Below are 17349 nucleotides of genomic sequence, written 5' to 3'. Positions count from 1 at the left end.
CCGGCCTAGGCGACGGCGGGAGGCCTGGAACCCTTGAAATGCTGAAGGCCGGCCTGAATTTCAGACAGCGGCGTGGTGTTGAACGACTGGATGCACAGCGCGACCTGCCGGGACGATGAGGTGTCCAGCATTTCCGCGATGTCGCTGCTGCAAATGGTGTCGGAATCCCAGTGCGTGCGGCACAGGCTATCCATCAGCATCGTGGTTCGTGCGCACAACTCGTCGTCACCGGTGACGAAATTTCCATAGAGCATGTATTCGGAAAAATCATGTTCGCGGCACAGCGCCTCGGCCCAGTCGCATCCCACTGTCGTCTCGATCCGCGAGATCATCGCCTGAACGGTTGGCTTGTCCCAGATGATGATCTGGTCGATGAAGTCATCGGCCGGGAACGTCGGCCGCGGCAGGCCGAGCAGCCGCCGCGCCGCCTGCACCCAGATCATGTGGCTCGGCACGTGATGGTCGGCGCCGTTGCGATCGACGCGCAGCACCGGCGCGTGCGGGGGCGCAAACATCGAGACATCGAATTCACGAAAGAAGATGTTGTCCGAATCGATCAGGCAGAAGCGGTCCTCCGGCAGCGACGCGGCGGCCCTGATCTTGACCAGTTGCTGGGTATGCCAGCCGCTGACGGGCCTGGCCCGGAACGACCACCAGTATCGTCGCTTGCGCCAGCGGATCAGCGGCAGTTCGTGCAGCCAGCTCGGCAGCAGCTCCGACGCCCGCATGACGACGCGGCGCCCGGCATGAAACTTTTCGAACAGCTCGAAATCTTCGTCGTGGACAATGACGTAATGTTTTTCGAAGCCCGTGACGTACTTATCGACGCTTTCAAACAGCAGCGTGGAGCGCTCATAGTCCCCACGGTAGCTGGGCGTAATGAGGGAGACCGTGCCTTGGCTGCGCGCGTTCATGGTTTTCTTAACTGATCTCTGCCACTGAATGATATCCGGGAAGCCTGTTTGGAGCCGTGACGTAGTTTTTTATTCTCTGCGTGACGCGGCAGTCGCGGGACTTTACTTGCTTGACAGCGTAGCCGTTTCGGACCGGTTTCATTTTCTCAGGATTCCCGTCAGTCACGGCCAGGAATAGGTACCATGGTTAAAGCTCGCTTATCGCGGCCGGCGGTCGTGCGACGGCGTCGTCGTCTGGTCGGAATGGGTAGAACACGAAGCGGGGCTGGGCGGAAGTAACTGGATGCAAAATCACCACATCTTGGCCGCGCCCGACGGCTCGCCTCCCGTGCCACGAACGGCAACCTCCCCCATGCCACCGGTCGATGTCGAGGCTCCCGGTCGGATGATGCACGATCAGATCGTATTTCTCGGGGCTGGACCCGAAATGCAATGCGGCGTGGGGCATTTCACGCAACGGCTGGCGCAGGCGATGGAACGTGCGACGCCGGGCCGTTGCGTCGAATTCCCCCTCACGCGCAGTGAAGGCAGCCTCCCGGCGCTCTGGAAGCTGATCGGCTGTGCCGGCACGGTGGTCTGCAATTTTCCGATCGTTGCCTGGAAACGCGTGATCCTGCGCCCGCTGCTGGCGCTGGCGATGGCGCGGCTGCGCGGCCGGCGGGTGGTCGTCATCCAGCACGAGTGGAGCTCGCTGAACTGGATGCGCCGGCTGACCTATCTGCCGGCGCTGCTACTCGCCGATTCCATTCTCATGTTCTCGCCCCTGGTTAAGCGGCAGCTCGCGGATGGCCCGATGGTCGGATGGCTCGCAAAGCGGTGTGTGCTGGTGCCCTTGCCACCCAACATTGAAGCGCCGCAAGCGAGCGCGGATTCGCCGTTGCGCCAGCGCCTGATCGAGGCGCGGCGCGACGGTCGTCTGGTGATCGGCCATTTCGGCTCGATCTATCCCGGCAAACAGCCCGAAGCCCTGCTCGAAATCGGGGCGGTCCTCAAACAGCGCGGGCGGCGACCGCTGCTGGTCTATATCGGCTCGTTCATCCGCGGCGTCGATCGCGCGGAGGAAGCGTTTCATGCGCGGGTGGCGCGGCTTGATATGGCCGACGACGTCATCGTCAGTGGCTTCGTTGCTTCGGAATCGGAACTGTTCGGGCTGTTCGAGCCGATCCAGGCGTTCTGCTACCAACTCGACGAAGGCCTCACGGCGCGGCGCGCCAGCATCATGGCCGGCGCGCAGTCCGGCAGGCCGATCATCGTCACCGCGGCGGTCGATGCCGACGAATTTGCACATCATCCGCGCCTGCAGGCCTTGATCGGCAGTGGCGCGATCGTGACGGTGCCGGGTGGATCCAGATACGAGGCCTATGCCGATGCCGTCGAGGCGGCGCTGGGCCGCCGGTTCGAACCGCCGCCCTTCGATTTCGAGGGCTGGTGGAGCGACACCGTGCGCGCCGTCGCCGCCGAATTATAGACAGGCGAAAACCAGGCTAGGCCCTGACGCGGAAGCGGGACATGAAGTGCAGCCCCGCCACGGCGATCACGAACATGAACCAGGTCGGGTTCTGGCGGTCGAGCAGGAAGGTTTCCATGGTCGACAAATAGATGCCGAATAGCCAGATCGTCAGAAAAAAACGGGCCAGCCTCAGATCGCCGCCGCGCGCCTGGATGGTGTGGAAGTTGCGCAGCGGGCTGATCACCAGAATCAGCAAGGCGAGGATAAGGCCGGGCAGCCCGATGGTAAGCGCGAGTTCGAGATAGCCATTATGGCTGTGCGAAGCGTCGAACGCCCATTCCGAGCCGGCCTCGATGGTCGTCCGGTTGGCGGGATAGTCCCAGAATGCCGCATAGCCGTAGCCCTTGACCGGATTCTGGCTGAAGCCGGCGAGGGCGAATTCCCAGATCCCGGTGCGGCCGGTGAAGGTGACGTCGAATGGCAGCATTTTGGTGATGCCGGCGAGCGTGTCGCTGACGACGCTGCCGACGCTCACCAGGTTGAAGGCGATCACCGGCAGCAGGCAGAGAACATAGTTGAGCAACCGGTTCCGCGAGCGCGAAACGATCGCCGCCAGTAGCAGGATGATCAGGCACAGCGCCGAAGCACTCTTGCCGCCGGAATTGAAAAGAAACACGGCCGAGGCAATGGCGATCGCTGCGCCGGCGACCAGCGTGCGGCCACGCATCAGATACAGGCCGAGATAGAACAGGATCACCATCGTCGGCGCAGCGAGGTTCTTGTGGCCGAACGATCCGCGCCAGTCGCCGGCCAGTTGCGGTTCGACCGTATCCAGCGCGCCGTGGATCGACAGGTTCGGAACCAGCACCAGCCCGAGATAGCACAGCGCCAGCAGGCTACCCGCCGCCGCCGCCAGGCAGAGGTCGAGTTGCGCGCGCGACGAGGGCAGCAGCGGGACCATCACCGCCAGAGAAGTGGCGCACATGGTCAGCACGAAGCGCTGCAGCGACACCGAAGGTTGTTGCGACAGCGCAATGTTGATTGCCATCCAGCAGCAGAAGGCGATCGTCACCGGCGTACACAGCGAGCGTAGTGCCGGCCAATTGTCCGTCGCGGACAGTAGCACCGCCAGTCCGGCGAGCCCGGCAAAGGCCAGGTAGGTCATCGCCAGTTGCCCGGTTGCGATGCTCTTCAGGTCCGGGTTCTGCAGGTTCGGGAAGGGCGAAAACGTGATCCAAACCAGCAGCAAGGCGCCGACCACCGTCAGCGATTTCATCGCCTCGACGACGTCGATGCCGCCCACGATCGCCCGTGCGCGCCGTACCCGCAGTCGCCGCAGGTCGCTGGCCGTTGGCAGCGGTGCGTAGGGCGGCCCGGAGATGGTCATGACCGATTCATACCGGTTTTGCCTTGTCCTTGTACGGCTGCGGTTCGATGCCGACGGCGGCCAGCACGCCACCAATCGCCACCACGATCGGATGCAGCGCGATCAGCAGCTGGCGTTCCCGGACGGCAAGCCCGGCGGCGCGCCACAGTGAGAGGGGCAGTATTGCAAGGGTCCGGACCAGCAGCCTGGCGCGCGACACCGGCGATGCCGCGATCAGCGCGCGGATCCGGTAATTGATCGCGCCGATCCGCAAGCCGCGCGCCGCCAGCCAGCGCGGATGGGTCCGGGCCTCCGGCACGGTCTCCTCGATCACGGCTTCCGCGACCCAGTAGAACGTCATGCCCGCGCGCTGGCAACGCGTGAAGAAGTCAGTGTCGCCGCCGCCGAGAAAGTTGAAGCGGATGTCGAAGCGTGGATTTGCCAGCGCTGTGAAAACGCGACGAACCATCAGGCAATTGCCGCTGCCATAGATGATCGGCACGGGACCGCTGCGGTCATAGGCCGGACGGAACGCCGGGTGATGCGCCAGGGCCTGCTTGGTGGGGTCATCGAAACGCGGAAACACCGGCCCGCCGACCACTTCGGCGCCGCTGTCGAGCGCGGCTTCCACCATCAGATGCAGCCACTGTGGAGAGGCGATCTCGTCGTCGTCGATCATCATCAGCATCGTCGCCGTCGGGAAGTATCGCAGCGCCGTCTCGAACGCCGCGTTGATGGCGTGGCAATTGCCCTGCTGTGGCTCGACCAGGCAGACGCCCGGAAGGCCGGAGCGTTCCAGGAAGCCAACCGCCTCGACGACGCTCTCTCGCTTGCCGGAATCATTATCCACGATCACCACGGCGAAGCGGTGTGAGGTCTGTTGCGCCGCGAGCGAGTTCAGCGTCAGGCGCAGATGCTGCGGCCGCCGGAAACTCGGGACGCAAACCACGATCTCTACCGAAGATGTGCCGGCATGAGAAACATAAATGATGTCGCGTATCGTGGTCATCGCCGGATAGCCCTTGATCATCGCGCTTTCGGTTGCGGTGCGATGGCACTTCGGCGTTTGGATGCGGACCACATCACGGACCCCGTTCGGTGGAGCAATGTATTGCGGGCATCATCGTCGGAGTTCGAGGCTGGATGGTACCGGCTCAAGTTTACGACACGGTTTTTGACGGAACGCGAGCCGCGAATTGCCGCGACGGTAGTTTTTTATGGTGAACAACCCATTAACCGCTTTAAGAAAGTAGTATTACTGTATGTTTTCGACGGTCAAGGATTGGTGTAGCGTTCATCGAAGACACATCGAGGCGGACATGCCCACCACCAGCGCTCACCGCCTTTGGCCGAGTTCCGTGCGATTGCTCGCCAAGGCCCGCATCGCGCATAGGCTTGCGATGCACGTCCCCGTAAAGCATTTTTATCTGAAAGCCGAGCGGCCAATCGTCAGCTTCACGTTCGATGATATTCCGGACAGCGCCGCGACGACCGGGGCGGGCATCCTGGCCGAGAAAGGCGTGCATGGCACATTCTATGTGTCCGGCAATCTTGTCGGTTCGCTCTCGCCGCAATGGCAGCATGCCAGCGAAGCTGAATTGATCGAACTTCATCGCCAGGGCCACGAAATCGCCTGCCATACTTTTTCGCACAAGAAGGCGTTCGAGTTCGACCGACCCGCGCTGGCGGCGGAAACAGAGCAGAATTTCAACTATTTCAAAAACCTCGATCCAGCCATCGAGCTGGAGAATTTCGCCTATCCGTGGGGCCTAGGCAGCTTTCCCTTGAAGAAAATGCTGCAGCGAAAATTCCGCTCGTGCCGCGGCGTCATGCCGGGCGTCAACCATGGCTGGGTTGATCTTCAATTCCTGCGCGCCGTGCCGCTGATCGAACCCGGAACAGATGTTGCGGCGATCGACCGGTTTCTCGATGAGGCGCTGAACACCAATGGCTGGCTGATCTTCTACAGCCACGACATCAAGCCGTCGCCGAGTCAGTATGGCTGCTCTCCCGCGCTATTGCGGCATGCGCTGGCCGCGGCAAAGCGGCGCGGCATCCTGGTCAAGAGCGTCGCCGAGACCTTGGAATATCTGCGGGCTTAATTGATTTTTTGCTATTTTCCGTCAAAGCTCCAGAAACGGGTCATGGTTAATTCTTCGTGCAGGATAGCTATTGCGCCCGAAGAATGCCCTTATCGGCCGTCGCGGTAAGGATTTGAGGCGCAGTTGAATGTTCGAGTACGCCCCCCGATCGAGTCCTAGTGAGCCGGCTGCTCGGGCGCAGCCCGCAGCCGAAGCCGCCCGTGGTTTCCATGCGATCGACCTTGCCCGGCTGCTGACCGGGCGAATCATCACCATTGGGCTGGCTGCGATCATCGGTACCGGCATCGCCGTGGCGATCGGCAAGAGCCTGACAGCGCGTTATTCCGCCACGGCACAGCTGTATGTTGATCCGCGCGAGCTGCAGCTGGTCGAACGCGAATTGACGCCGCGCAGCCAGGATCTGTCGGGACTGGCGATGGTGGTCGAGAGCCAGGCGCGTCTGATCACCTCGAACAATGTATTGTCGAAGGTGATTGGCGATCTCAATCTGGAGCAGGATTCCGAATTCGGCGGCAAATCCGCCGCGAGCTTTCTGTCCGGGCTGCTGAATTTCGGCAGTGCACCGTCGCGCTCGTCGGCGAACGAGAAGGCGGCCACGCTCGAAGCGCTGCGCATGCATGTCAACGTCAAGCGGACCGACCGCACGTTCATCGTCGATATCGACGTCTGGTCGCGCGAGCCTGCCAAGGCTGCCGCGATCGCCAATGCCCTCGCTGAATCCTATCTGGAAGAATCCAAGGACTCGCAGGCGGTGGCCGCGCGACGCGCGACGGCCGATCTGTCGGGACGTCTGAAAGAGCTTCAGGAGCGACTCCGGACCGCGGAAAACAATCTGGCGGTCTACAAGTCGAAGAACAATTTTCTCGGCACCCAGGATACCCAGGTCAGCGATCAGCAATTGTCGTCGGGCACGCAGCGGCTGGCCAATGCCCAGGCCGCCACGCTCGACGCGTTGGCCCGCTATAACCAGATCGAGGCAAGCCGGAAAATTGCCAGCGATGGCGGCGCGGTGCCGGAGGCGCTGCAATCGCCGACCATCGCCAGCCTGCGTACGCAATATGCCGACGCGCGGCGCAAGCAGGCCGAACTGATGAGCGAGCTCGGACCGCTGCATCCAGCCCTGCGCATGGCCAGCAAGCAGGTCGAGGACTTGCGCCGCAACATCGACGAGGAGGTCGATCGCTTCGCGCAGTCGGCAAAGAACGATCTGACCCGTACCCGGGCACTCGAAGCGTCGCTGACCAAGGCGCTGGACGGTCAGAAGAAGCAGAGCGCGGATCTCGGCCAGGCCTCGGTGCAATTGCGCGAGCTGGAGCGCGATGTCGAGGCCAGTCGGACCATCTACCAGTCGTTCCTGAAGCGCTCGCGTGAAACCGAGGAGCAGGAAACCCTGAATACGTCGAGCGCCCGCATTATCGGCGATGCGACCGCGCCGCAGCGGCGGATATTCCCGCCGGCCATGAGCGTCCTCGCCATGCTCGGCTTCATGCTGGGCGCCGCGGGATCGATCGGCTGGATAGTGGTGGCCGATCGGTTGTCGTCACCTGCCGCGCCTGCCGGCGCGGCGCCCGACCCGGTCGCGCCGCCGCCATCGCCGCCCTTGCCACCGTCGCCGTCGGTTGAGCCGAAAGTGGACACCAAGCTGTCACCAGGCCTTTTACGCCCGCGACCGAACAAGCCGGCGCCGCAGGTGCCGGCGGCGAGCCTTGCCGATGCGGTGCGTTTCAGCCTGACGGAAACGGATCTGCTGCGCACGCTGAACGGGATTTTTCCGCTCACCGACAGCGTCGATATCGTCCGGCTGGGCTGGCCAACCTTGCGCGCGGATGTCACATCTGCGCCGTTCATCGAGGCCTCACACCGCGTTTTGGCGGTGGCCAAAGCGCGCGCCGGCCATCAACGGGCGCCGGCGATCGCGGTACTCGGTCTGGATTGCGCGGAGCAGCGCACCATCGTCGCCCTGAATTTCGCGATGGCGCTGACGGGGCGCGGCGCACGTGTCCTGCTGATCGATGCCGACCGGCGCCATCATGCCCTGTCCAGCCGCCTCGGCATCAACTTGGCTGGGGCCGGGGTGTCGCGATGGATCAGCACCACGGCGCAGCCCTCCGCGCCCGGAAGAAGCGGCTTCACCATCCAGAGCGTAGCAGCGTTGAGCGCGGTCGAGGCGAGCCACGCGCTCGAAGTGGCGCGCGCATCGCAAGCCTATGACGTCGTGGTTCTGAATGGACCGGCGCTCGAGCCGGACGATTGCGATCCGGCGCTGCTGGGGACGGTTGAAGGCGTGATTGCCATCAGTCCGGCGGAGAAGCCTGGCGACGGACGGCCGCGGAACACGGTGCTCGCGCTCGGCGACGCCGCAAGCAGGCTGGTCGGTATTGTCGTGACCGAGTTCGGGACCAGCGCCCGCGAAGCGTTGCCGCTGAAACAATACGCCTGATTGCCCGACCGCGCGCGGCGCCCGCGATCCGGCGTCGTTAGCGCGATTTCGTCAGCAACAGGTAGATCGCGACCGGGCTGGTCTTCAGATAACGCCACGCCAGCCGCTTCGGCTCGATGATCACCCGCCACAGCCATTCGAATCCGGCGCGCTGCATCCAGGATGGTGCGCGCGGGTTGATCTCAGACAGAAAATCAAACAATCCGCCGGAGGTCTTGATGACGCCGACCGAGGTGAGGCGATGCCGGTTGCGGACGACGAATGTCTGTTCGTGCGGCACGCCCATCGAGACCCAGAGGATATCCGGCGCCAGTTGCGCGATGGCGCGACAGGTCGCGATTTCCTCGTCTTCGTTGGCAAAGAAACCATGTCGCGCGCCGACCAGCTTGAGGTCGGGAAACCGCTGCTTCACCTTGTCGACGGCGAGCGCGTTCGAGCTCTCGGTGGCGCCCAGCATGAACATGGTCGCGCCGCGCGCGCTGGCCTCGGCGGCCACGTCGTAAAACAGATCGGTGGTCGCGACCCGCTCGGGCAGCGCGAGTTCGCATTTGACGCGGGACGCGAACACATGCGGCATGCCGTCGGCATGGATGGCATCGGCTTCCAGAAACAGCGCACGCTGGACGCTGTCGGTAGCGCAACGATAGGCGACCTCGCCATTCGTCGAGGTGAGATAGGCCGGGTATCGCCACAGACCGTGACGTTCGAGCGCGTGATCCACCATCGCTGTCGCGGATTTGCGGCGATCCACCACGGCGACAGGCATTCCGCCCAGAAGGACTTTCCGCCAGCGCTGAAAGCGGTTGGCGCGACGATCTTTCGAGAGCCGTCGTTCCTCGCCGGCCCAGGCCGCGGGAAAGCGCGCAACCCTGCGATCGGTGCCGCGTTGGGGCGGCAACGGTTGGTCGGTCTTCGGGATGATCAGCTCAGCGGCGTCCGACATAGCGCTCTACCCTGGCAGGCCTCACCGAATGATTTGATGAAACCATCTCTGTTCTGAATTCTGATTGAAGTATCGGCTAGGAATAAACTGATTGGGTGGTGGTGCAATGCTCGCACGAAGTTATTACTTCGTTAAGGTAAATTAAAACGCATTAATACGGTATTATATAACGCGGCTTTCTATCGAGAGGTATCATATTCCGCAGCCGGTCGCGTCGATCGGGGTGCGAGATCGCGTGACAGGATGAATGTCGCAGGAATCGTACATTCCGCGATAGAACCCGGTACGGCCTGAATGTAGGGCGGCCGCATTGCCGCGCTCGTCGGCTGCGCGGTAAATCAGACGGTTAACGTTGGGTGCGGCGAAACAGTGCGCGAAACAGCGCTTGCGATTTCGGGAAAGCGCCATTGTCGATCTGGGTGGGCCAGTCGCCGTCGACGTTGAAATAGGCGGCATAGGCAATGCGGTCTTCGTTGGCGACGAACCAGTCGTGCATGTTCTGGACGAACAGCGGATTGTCGCCGAACTGGCCGACGCCCCATTCCGGATAGCTCATCTTCTTGCCGTGCTGCGCGGCGAAGCTGCGATGCCACTCCAGTCCGAACTCTATCTTCAGATAGCGCTCTTCCCAGCGCTGCTCGGGCGTGCCGGTCCATTTGAAGTCGTAGACATCGAGACCGATGGTATCGACGACGTCGTCGCCGGGATAGGTGGTATCGGCCGGCAGGTCCTGCGCATTCCAGGCCGGGCACCAGTCAAAGGTGAAGCCGCTCGAATGGCGCCGGAAGATGCCGACGACATGACGAAAGGCCCTGATGTAGTCGGCTTCCTGTCCCTTGGCGTACCATGGCGCGGAAATGCTGTTCATCTCCCAGCCGAGCCGAATGATCGCGTTGGGCTGCGCTTCGGCGATGCCTTTGGCCGCGGCCTTGAATTCGGCGTCGTGCAGGCCATTGGCGACATCCGCCAGCGGCGTGCCTTTGACCGTCAGCGGGAATGACCACACCACGTTGCGCGCCGGGTTGATCCGCTTCCACATCGCCGGCACCCAGCGATATTCGGCGAGGTCGGCCCATGTCGAGTGGGCGTAAAAGTCGACCGCCAGCACCGAGGAGCGCGGCCGGTTCAGCCAGTCTTCCCATTCTCGCAGCGCGTATTCGCGGCCACGTGCGCCCCAATTGACAAAGGCGCCGCCGAATTTCGCGGGGAGAGTGATTGATGTCGAAGCCGACTGCGCGCGCGCCGTGCCCGCGATCGGTCCGGCCAGCGTCGCCACCAGCATGGCCATGCCAAGCCGGATGATCCCGCGCCGGCCCGCGAGCTTTCGGGCGGAGGCTCGTTCCGCGCCACCGATGCCAAGCATTTTCATGTCGCGTCCGTGTCCCTTATCCAGCGGTCTTTAACAGGCCGATCGCCCGCGGCGGCTGAGTTGCCGCCCGCAATGCCGGGATCAGCCGCCGGCCGACCTCGATCGATCCCTGCGCCGTCAAATGGCCGGCATCGAACTGCATCGGCACGCCAGCGGCGGCGAACGTATCGCAACTGCTGGTCGGGCACACCGCGTCATAGACGGAGACGTAGCTCACGCCATGGGCGGTCACCATCTGACGCATTGCCAGGTCGCGCTCGCGAATACCTATGGTGCGACGGTCCTTCATGGTCGGTCGGTCGCGCATGATCTGGTTGGCGAGCAGCCGCGGCAGCGCGCCGTCATATTCGACAATCGGCCCCAGCACGACGACATCGAGGCCCATCGATTTCAGCGTATCCAGCGTATGTGCCAGTTGCGGGATATCCTCATCCTTCCAGGAGGCGGCGAGCAGGATCTTGTCGACCTTGTGATCATGCAGGAATTGCCCGAACACATAATGCATCAGCCGCGGACAGGCGCGGCTGATGAGTGAATCCGCCGCCGGAATCGCCGGACGGCAGGTGCTCGCGGTGGCCTGCAGGACGTTGATTTCCGGCATCGCCGAGGACAGTCCAAGCCACAGATGGGCCGCATGGCTGTCGCCGACCAGAAGATAATTGGGCCGCGCCGGGTCGAGCCGAAGGCAGGTCTCGGCATCGAATTGTTGCCGGTTGGCGCCGAGGTAGCATTGACCGGTCCGGAACGCCGCGGTCGGATCGTAGCCGAGATAGGCCGCGATCGATACGACCCGGTCAGGAAAGCGATATGGCGCGCCGCCACCGGCAATCAGCGCAGCGCCGATCGCGAACACCGATGCCATCGCCGCGGCGGAAGCCACGAGAACCCTGCGCGTAGGCGCCTCGCTGGATCGGAACGGCCGTTCGATGAACCGCCACGACAGATAGGCAATCCCGATCAGTCCGATCAGCAGGATCAGCCGGGTGACCACGTCGGACGCTTCCGGGAAAAACGCAGCGTCGGTGCGCTGGAACACGATCGCCGGCCAGTGCCAGAGATAGAGCGAATAGGAGATCAGGCCGATCATGACGATCGGCGGCCATGACAGCCATCGGCCGACCAGGGACGGGCCGTGTTCGCTGGAGGCGATCACCAGCACGGCGCCGGCGCACGCCAGCGACGTCATGGCCAGCAGCGGATAGGCCGACGAGCCGAACACCAGCAGCGCCAGCAGCAACAATAGCCCGGCGATGCCGCATAGCTCCCGCCACACGATGTTGCGGGGCGCCGGCAGGATGTGCATCGACAGCAGCGCGCCAAAGCCGAGCTCCCACGCCCGGAACGGCGTGAGATAAAACGCAAACGTGGCATTGCGCAGGCTCATTGCCAGCGCGGCGAGCAATGATAGAGCCATCGCGGCCGCGAAAACCGCCCGCATTCGTTTCGGGAAGAAGCGCCAGGCCAGCAACATGAACAGCGGCATCAGCACGTAGAACTGTTCCTCGACGCTCAGGGACCAGGTATGCAGCAGTGGCTTGGTTTCGGCGGGCGCGTCGAAATAGCCCGCGGTGGCCGCGAAATAGAAATTGGACACCGAGCCGACCGCGCTGGCCAGGCTGCTGCTGTATTCCGTGAGTTCGACCGGCAGGCTGTAGAGGTAGGCGAGCAGCGTCGTCGCCAGTAACATCGCGATCAAAGCGGGCAGGATGCGAAGCGCCCGGCGCCGATAGAAATTGCCAATGGAAAAGTGGCCGGCGCGGATTTCGCGGTCGATCAGGCCGCAGATCAGGTAGCCGGAAATAACGAAGAACACGTCGACGCCGAGATAACCGCCGCTGACCCCGGGCATGCGCAGATGGAACATGACCACCGGGATGACCGCGAGCGCCCGCAGGCCATCGATATCGGGTCGATACTTCATCGGAGCACCATTGAACCTGTGCGGAAAATGCTGGAGGGCGGGTCGAGCGCTTGCCCCGAATCAGAACAGGTCGCGCACCCCGGCTGTTTCGAAATGAGTAGCGCGAGCCAGTTGGCTAAGCGAGACTTCAGCTTTCGTTGAAATTCTTGCATCGCGGGCCCTGAATCTCGCTGTGACGTCTCGAATGACAAGGACTTCTCCGGGTCACAGCAAGATCCGGTCCAGCCGGGCGGCCGCCATGCCAGGCATTGCCTGAAGGCCGCCGCCACGGCTGGCCTTGATGTTTTCGAGCGGACTGCTATCGGCTTATGGCTTGCGTGCCTCAGCCCGAAGAAAGACGCCCGTGATTCCCTGGAAGCTCCTCGACACTACCGACGTGCCCGGCGGCGGCGTGCAATTGCGGCTGATGCAGCGCGGCGGCGAATTTACCATCAAGCTCGGCCAGAACGAACTGATGAGCAGCCGGCTGTTCGGCTCCGAAGAGGCGCTGGCGACGCTGACCTGCTTTCGCCTCAAGGCGCTGCCGGCGCCGCGGCTGCTGATCGGGGGGCTCGGCATGGGATTTACGCTGCGCGCCGCGCTCAAGGTGCTGGGTGCGCAGGCGAAGATCACCGTGGTCGAGCTGGTGCCCGCGATCATCGCCTGGGCGCGCGGGCCGATGGCCGAATTGTCCGGCGAGAGCCTGACGGATCCCCGGGTCGAGATCCGCGAAGCCGACGTGATACAGGCGATCGGCGCGGCGCGCGATCACTATGACGCGATCCTGCTCGACGTCGATAATGGTCCGGAGGGCCTGACGCGCAAATCCAATGACGCGCTGTACGATCTCAAGGGCCTGCAGGCGGCGCGCGATGCGCTCCGCCCTGGCGGCATCCTCGCGGTATGGTCGTCCTTCCCCAATGATAAATTCACCAAGCGTCTGGCGAAGGCCGGCTTCGCGGCCGAGGAGATCAAGATCCGCGCCACCGGCACCCGCGGTGGCGCCCGCCACGTGATCTGGCTGGCCACCCGTCCGGTAGGTTAGCCGCGAATTCAGGTGGCTACGCAAAAACCCGCCGATGCGATCGGCGGGTTGCGTGTCGGAATGTATCTGCGGACCTGCTTAATATTGCTGCGTTCGCCGGCCGCGGCTGCGCGGTTCGGCGTAAGGCCGCGGGTCGAAGGCGATTTGTGGATTGACGATGCAACTCACGCCGCGCCCGGAAGCGGTTGCCTGGCAAGCATTGTAGGTCGGATACGAACAGTCGGTGCCGAACTGCTGCGACTGGATGCAGTAGGGGTAGGTCGGCGCGGCGGACGCCGGGCTCACGGCGGCGGCGGATAAAGTGCCGGCGGCCGTAATGGCCATCATCAGGTTACGCATCTTGAATCTCCTCGCGGCTGCTGCTGTCAGTTATGGCGGACCAACCGCGCGAGCGGCCAAACGTTCCTGGCTGCGGTCATCCCTGCCTTGCAAAGCCTTGTATCACGTCATTGACCGAATTGAGACGCGCAAACGCCGCATCGGTCATTCCACCTTCAGCCCGGCTTCCTTGACGACCTTGGCCCATTTCTCGGTTTCCGCGGCCATCATCTTGCCGAACGCCTCGGGCGTGTCGATCAGCGGATCGCCGCCCAGTTCGACCAGCCTGGCCCTGATTGCCGGCTCGGCCATCACGGCGTTGACCTCCGCATTCAGCCTGGCAATGATTTCCGGGGGCGTCTTGCGCGGCGCGCCCATGCCGAACAGCGCGCTGGCCTCATAGCCGGGCACGGTGTCGGACACGGTCGGGGTGTCCGGCAATTGCGGCGACCGCTTCAGGGTGGTCACCGCGATGGCGCGCAGACTGCCGCTGCGGATCTGCGGGATGATCGACGGCATGTTGTCGAAGATCACCTGAACCTGGCCGCCCAGCATGTCGGTGATCGCCGGCGCCGCGCCGCGATAGGGAATGTGCTGCATTTTGGCGCCGGTCATCGCCATGAACATCTCGCCGGACAGATGCAGCGAGGTGCCGTTGCCGGACGACGCCATGTTCACCTTGCCGGGATTGGCCTTCACATAGTCAATGAATTCACTCACCGTTTTCGCCGGTACGTCCTTGGAGACCGTCATCACGTTGGGCACGCGGTTGAACGCCGCGACCGGCGCAATATCGCGCAAGAAGTCGAAACTCAGTTTGGCGTAGAGCGACGCGTTGATGAAATTGGCCGGATTGACCAGCAGCACGGTGTAGCCGTCAGGCTCGGCATTCACCACGGCCTCGGTACCGATGTTGTTGCCGGCGCCGGGCTTGTTCTCCACCACGAATTGCTGGCCGAGCCGCTCCGACAGGCGCTGGCCAATCACGCGAGCCAGAATGTCGGTGGCGCCACCGGCGGGATATCCCACCACGAAGCGTACCGGCCGCGTCGGATAGTCCAGCGCGGCGGCGCTGCCGATCACGGCGAACGCGGAAAAACCCAGCGCGATAAGTCCAATCGCGGCGCGACGTGAAGCCATAAGTTCTCTCCCGGCTGCCGCGGCTTGTTGCGCGGTCAGCTTGACTCGAATTGACGACACCGCGTTGTATCAAACAATTCAACTATCGGCCAGTGCGACGCCCGCGCGGTCGCCAGCAGGAACCACGCATGTCCGTCACCGTCACCGCGCTCGATCATCTGGTTCTCAACGTCGCCGACGTCGCGCGTTCCGCCGCCTGGTATGCGAAAGTGCTTGGCATGGAAATCCGGATATTCGATCCCGGCCATGGCAAGATCCCGCGAACCTCGGTGATTTTCGGCACTCAGAAGATCAACCTGCGGCCGATCGGCGCCGACAAGGTCGAATAGTTCACCGCCGATCACGAGCGCGCGGGCAGCGACGATTTGTGCTTTCTCACCGCGGCCTTGCCTACGGAGGTCGTCGCGCATCTCGGGGCCTGCGGCGTTGCGGTCGAGGAGGGACCGGTTACCCGGCAGGGCGCCCGCGGGACGTTGCGTTCGGTCTATTGCCGCGATCCCGACGGCAGCCTGATCGAAATTTCGTCCTACGAAATGGGCTGAGGCATATTCGGGCGCGCGTTTGCGCAGGCTGGCAAGCGCTGGCACAACGGGGCTCTCAGCAAACGGAGGCCGTCGCCGCGCAACAGCGGATGTTCCGGCGGACTTCCATCGGGAGGATCGATGTCGAATTCAGCGATGCCGCAAGGCGTGGTCAGTCCGTTCGACGGCATGGATGTGCCCTGGCTGTTGCGGATGCGCGCCGAAACCCGCCGCGATCATCCTTTCCTGATCTGGGCGCCGTTCGACGCGCCGGCGCGACACTGGACCTATGGCGAATTCCACGACCGCGTCGGCGCGCTCGCCGCGGGCCTGGTCGGTCGCGGCATCAAGCCGGGCGACTATGTTCTGATCCATCTCGACAATTGCATCGAGGCGATGCTGACCTGGTTTGCCTGCGCCGAACTCGGCGCCATAGCGGTCACTACCAACACCCGCTCCGCCGCCGCCGAGCTGGAATATTTCGCCAGACACTGCGGCGCCGTCGCCGCGGTTACCCAGCCAGCCTATGCCGAACTAGTCGCCGCCAATTGCAAGGCGCTGCGCTGGATCGCTGTAACGTCGCACGACGCCGGCGCGGAGCCGGCCTCCGGTCATCGCGTCGAAAAAGCCGAACGTTTCGAAGCGCTGTTCGCCGACAGCGCGGACCGGCCGCGCCGCGCCACCGATCCCATGGCTCACTGCAGCGTCCAGTACACCTCCGGCACCACATCGCGGCCGAAAGCGGTGCTGTGGACCCATGCCAATGCGCTGTGGGGCGGCAAGGTAAATGCCGTGCATCAGGACCTGCGCGCCGCCGACGTGCACATGGCCTACCTTCCATTGTATCATACCAATGCCCTGGCCTATTCGGTGCTGTCGACACTGTGGGTCGGCGGCAGCTGCGTGATCCAGCCGCGATTTTCGGCGCGGCGATTCTGGAACGTGGCGTCGGAGCATCGCGCCACCTGGAATTCCACCATCGGCTTCTGCATGAAGGCGCTGCTCGAGCATGAAATTCCGAAGCAGCACAGCTTCCGGCTCTGGGGCACCGCGTTCTGCGAGCCACCAGCCTTCGCCGCTTTCGGCGTCAGGATCATCGGCTGGTGGGGCATGACCGAGACCATCAGCCATGGCATCATCGGTGAGGTCGACCAGCCCAACACGCCGATGTCGATCGGCCGTGCCGCCACTGAATACAGAATTTGTGTCACCGATGATGACGGCAGGCCGACCCAGCCTGGCGGTACCGGCAATCTGTCGATTCTCGGGGTGCCCGGCCTGTCGCTGTTCAAGGAATACCTGCATAATGCGGAGGCCACCCGCGAAAGCTTTGATGAGCACGGCTATTTCATCACCGGCGATCGGGTTACCTTGCTCGACGGCGGCTTCATCAAGTTCGGCGATCGCGTCAAGGATATGCTGCGGGTCGGCGGCGAGAACGTCGCGGCGTCCGAGATCGAGCAGGTGGTGATCGCGGTGCCCGGCGTGCGCGAGGCCGCGGTAGTCGGCATGAAACATCCGATGCTCGACGAAGTCCCGGTGGTCTTCATCATTCCGCATGCCGGCGTGGCGCGGGCGCCGGCGGCGCTGCACGACGACGTCATGGCGGCCTGCCGCGACGCGCTGGCGAGTTTCAAGGTACCGCGCGAAATCCGCTTCGTCGACGAGATGCCGCGCTCGACGCTGGAGAAGGTCGCGAAGGCGGAATTGCGCAAGCTGCTGGGGTGAGGCCGCGCCGCAATACGACGGCGGCAAGAGCTGCGCGGGGCGTTAGTGGGCGTCATCCCACAAGATGCCGCTGTTTGCAGGTCCGCGCCGGACCAGCGCCGCATCACCCATCG

General features: G+C 63.5%; 13 protein-coding genes and 1 pseudogene. 6 read left to right on the top strand and 8 right to left on the bottom strand.

Annotated features, from left to right (window positions below; genetic code table 11):
* Positions 1-5: 5 nt before the first annotated feature.
* Positions 6-914, bottom strand: a complete 909-nt coding sequence (locus tag Q0S16_RS14575) for a DUF6492 family protein (RefSeq protein WP_295849440.1) — start codon at positions 912-914, stop codon at positions 6-8.
* Positions 915-1266: 352 nt separating this feature from the next.
* Here Q0S16_RS14575 and Q0S16_RS14570 point away from each other — a divergent pair, with 352 nt between their 5' ends.
* Positions 1267-2382, top strand: a complete 1116-nt coding sequence (locus Q0S16_RS14570; RefSeq protein ID WP_295849438.1) for a hypothetical protein — start codon at positions 1267-1269, stop codon at positions 2380-2382.
* 16 nt (positions 2383-2398) lie between these two features.
* Here Q0S16_RS14570 and Q0S16_RS14565 read toward each other — a convergent pair whose 3' ends face one another.
* Both Q0S16_RS14565 and Q0S16_RS14560 read right to left on the bottom strand, forming a co-directional pair.
* Positions 2399-3751 (bottom strand): O-antigen ligase, encoded by a 1353-nt coding sequence (locus tag Q0S16_RS14565; protein ID WP_295849435.1) that lies wholly within the window; start codon positions 3749-3751, stop codon positions 2399-2401.
* A gap of 7 nt (positions 3752-3758) precedes the next feature.
* A complete protein-coding gene (locus Q0S16_RS14560; protein ID WP_295849462.1) occupies positions 3759-4739 on the bottom strand; it encodes a glycosyltransferase in 981 nt (326 codons plus the stop codon).
* 310 nt (positions 4740-5049) lie between these two features.
* Between Q0S16_RS14560 and Q0S16_RS14555 the strand changes: the two genes are divergently transcribed.
* Together Q0S16_RS14555 and Q0S16_RS14550 are read left to right on the top strand one after the other, a co-directional pair.
* Positions 5050-5832: a polysaccharide deacetylase family protein gene (locus Q0S16_RS14555; RefSeq protein ID WP_295849433.1), complete on the top strand. Its 783-nt coding sequence runs from the start codon at positions 5050-5052 to the stop codon at positions 5830-5832.
* A gap of 127 nt (positions 5833-5959) precedes the next feature.
* Positions 5960-8272 carry an exopolysaccharide transport family protein gene (locus Q0S16_RS14550; RefSeq protein WP_295849431.1) on the top strand — a complete coding sequence of 771 codons (2313 nt, stop codon included), beginning with the start codon at positions 5960-5962 and terminating at the stop codon, positions 8270-8272.
* A gap of 37 nt (positions 8273-8309) precedes the next feature.
* Here the strand turns inward: Q0S16_RS14550 and Q0S16_RS14545 are convergent, their stop codons facing one another.
* The 3 genes from Q0S16_RS14545 to Q0S16_RS14535 form a co-directional block, all read right to left on the bottom strand.
* Complete coding sequence (locus Q0S16_RS14545; RefSeq protein WP_295849429.1) at positions 8310-9215, bottom strand: WecB/TagA/CpsF family glycosyltransferase; 906 nt, start codon at positions 9213-9215, stop codon at positions 8310-8312.
* Between the two features lie 346 nt (positions 9216-9561).
* Positions 9562-10584 carry a hypothetical protein gene (locus Q0S16_RS14540; RefSeq protein WP_295849427.1) on the bottom strand — a complete coding sequence of 341 codons (1023 nt, stop codon included), beginning with the start codon at positions 10582-10584 and terminating at the stop codon, positions 9562-9564.
* Between the two features lie 16 nt (positions 10585-10600).
* On the bottom strand, positions 10601-12505 hold the full coding sequence (locus Q0S16_RS14535; protein ID WP_295849425.1) for an acyltransferase family protein: 1905 nt from the start codon (positions 12503-12505) through the stop codon (positions 10601-10603).
* Between the two features lie 343 nt (positions 12506-12848).
* Here Q0S16_RS14535 and Q0S16_RS14530 point away from each other — a divergent pair, with 343 nt between their 5' ends.
* Complete coding sequence (locus Q0S16_RS14530) at positions 12849-13529, top strand: spermidine synthase (protein WP_295849422.1); 681 nt, start codon at positions 12849-12851, stop codon at positions 13527-13529.
* Positions 13530-13607: 78 nt separating this feature from the next.
* On the opposite strand, the gene Q0S16_RS14525 is transcribed toward Q0S16_RS14530, so the two are convergent.
* Positions 13608-13868: a DUF3551 domain-containing protein gene (locus Q0S16_RS14525; RefSeq protein ID WP_295849420.1), complete on the bottom strand. Its 261-nt coding sequence runs from the start codon at positions 13866-13868 to the stop codon at positions 13608-13610.
* A gap of 144 nt (positions 13869-14012) precedes the next feature.
* Positions 14013-14987 carry a tripartite tricarboxylate transporter substrate binding protein gene (locus tag Q0S16_RS14520; protein WP_295849417.1) on the bottom strand — a complete coding sequence of 325 codons (975 nt, stop codon included), beginning with the start codon at positions 14985-14987 and terminating at the stop codon, positions 14013-14015.
* Between the two features lie 128 nt (positions 14988-15115).
* Between Q0S16_RS14520 and Q0S16_RS14515 the strand changes: the two are divergent.
* Both Q0S16_RS14515 and Q0S16_RS14510 read left to right on the top strand, forming a co-directional pair.
* Positions 15116-15529, top strand: a pseudogene (locus tag Q0S16_RS14515) (VOC family protein).
* Positions 15530-15649: 120 nt separating this feature from the next.
* Positions 15650-17236 (top strand): AMP-binding protein, encoded by a 1587-nt coding sequence (locus tag Q0S16_RS14510; protein ID WP_295849414.1) that lies wholly within the window; start codon positions 15650-15652, stop codon positions 17234-17236.
* The last annotated feature ends 113 nt before the right edge of the window (positions 17237-17349 follow it).

It is taken from the genome of Tardiphaga sp., assembly GCF_025356345.1.
In the GTDB taxonomy this organism is placed as follows: Bacteria; Pseudomonadota; Alphaproteobacteria; order Rhizobiales; family Xanthobacteraceae; genus Tardiphaga.
This window is presented reverse-complemented; position numbering and strand designations above follow the sequence as displayed.

Excerpts from the sequence above, each read along its gene's own strand:
- Q0S16_RS14525 (WP_295849420.1), bottom strand. The coding sequence starts at position 13,868 with ATGCGTAACCTGATGATGGCCATTACGGCCGCCGGCACTTTATCCGCC.
- Q0S16_RS14535 (WP_295849425.1), bottom strand. The coding sequence starts at position 12,505 with ATGAAGTATCGACCCGATATCGATGGCCTGCGGGCGCTCGCGGTCATC.
- Q0S16_RS14565 (WP_295849435.1), bottom strand. The coding sequence starts at position 3,751 with ATGACCATCTCCGGGCCGCCCTACGCACCGCTGCCAACGGCCAGCGAC.
- Q0S16_RS14540 (WP_295849427.1), bottom strand. The coding sequence starts at position 10,584 with ATGAAAATGCTTGGCATCGGTGGCGCGGAACGAGCCTCCGCCCGAAAG.
- Q0S16_RS14550 (WP_295849431.1), top strand. The coding sequence starts at position 5,960 with ATGTTCGAGTACGCCCCCCGATCGAGTCCTAGTGAGCCGGCTGCTCGG.
- Q0S16_RS14545 (WP_295849429.1), bottom strand. The coding sequence starts at position 9,215 with ATGTCGGACGCCGCTGAGCTGATCATCCCGAAGACCGACCAACCGTTG.
- Q0S16_RS14570 (WP_295849438.1), top strand. The coding sequence starts at position 1,267 with ATGCCACCGGTCGATGTCGAGGCTCCCGGTCGGATGATGCACGATCAG.
- Q0S16_RS14555 (WP_295849433.1), top strand. The coding sequence starts at position 5,050 with ATGCCCACCACCAGCGCTCACCGCCTTTGGCCGAGTTCCGTGCGATTG.
- Q0S16_RS14575 (WP_295849440.1), bottom strand. The coding sequence starts at position 914 with ATGAACGCGCGCAGCCAAGGCACGGTCTCCCTCATTACGCCCAGCTAC.
- Q0S16_RS14520 (WP_295849417.1), bottom strand. The coding sequence starts at position 14,987 with ATGGCTTCACGTCGCGCCGCGATTGGACTTATCGCGCTGGGTTTTTCC.
- Q0S16_RS14560 (WP_295849462.1), bottom strand. The coding sequence starts at position 4,739 with ATGACCACGATACGCGACATCATTTATGTTTCTCATGCCGGCACATCT.
- Q0S16_RS14510 (WP_295849414.1), top strand. The coding sequence starts at position 15,650 with ATGTCGAATTCAGCGATGCCGCAAGGCGTGGTCAGTCCGTTCGACGGC.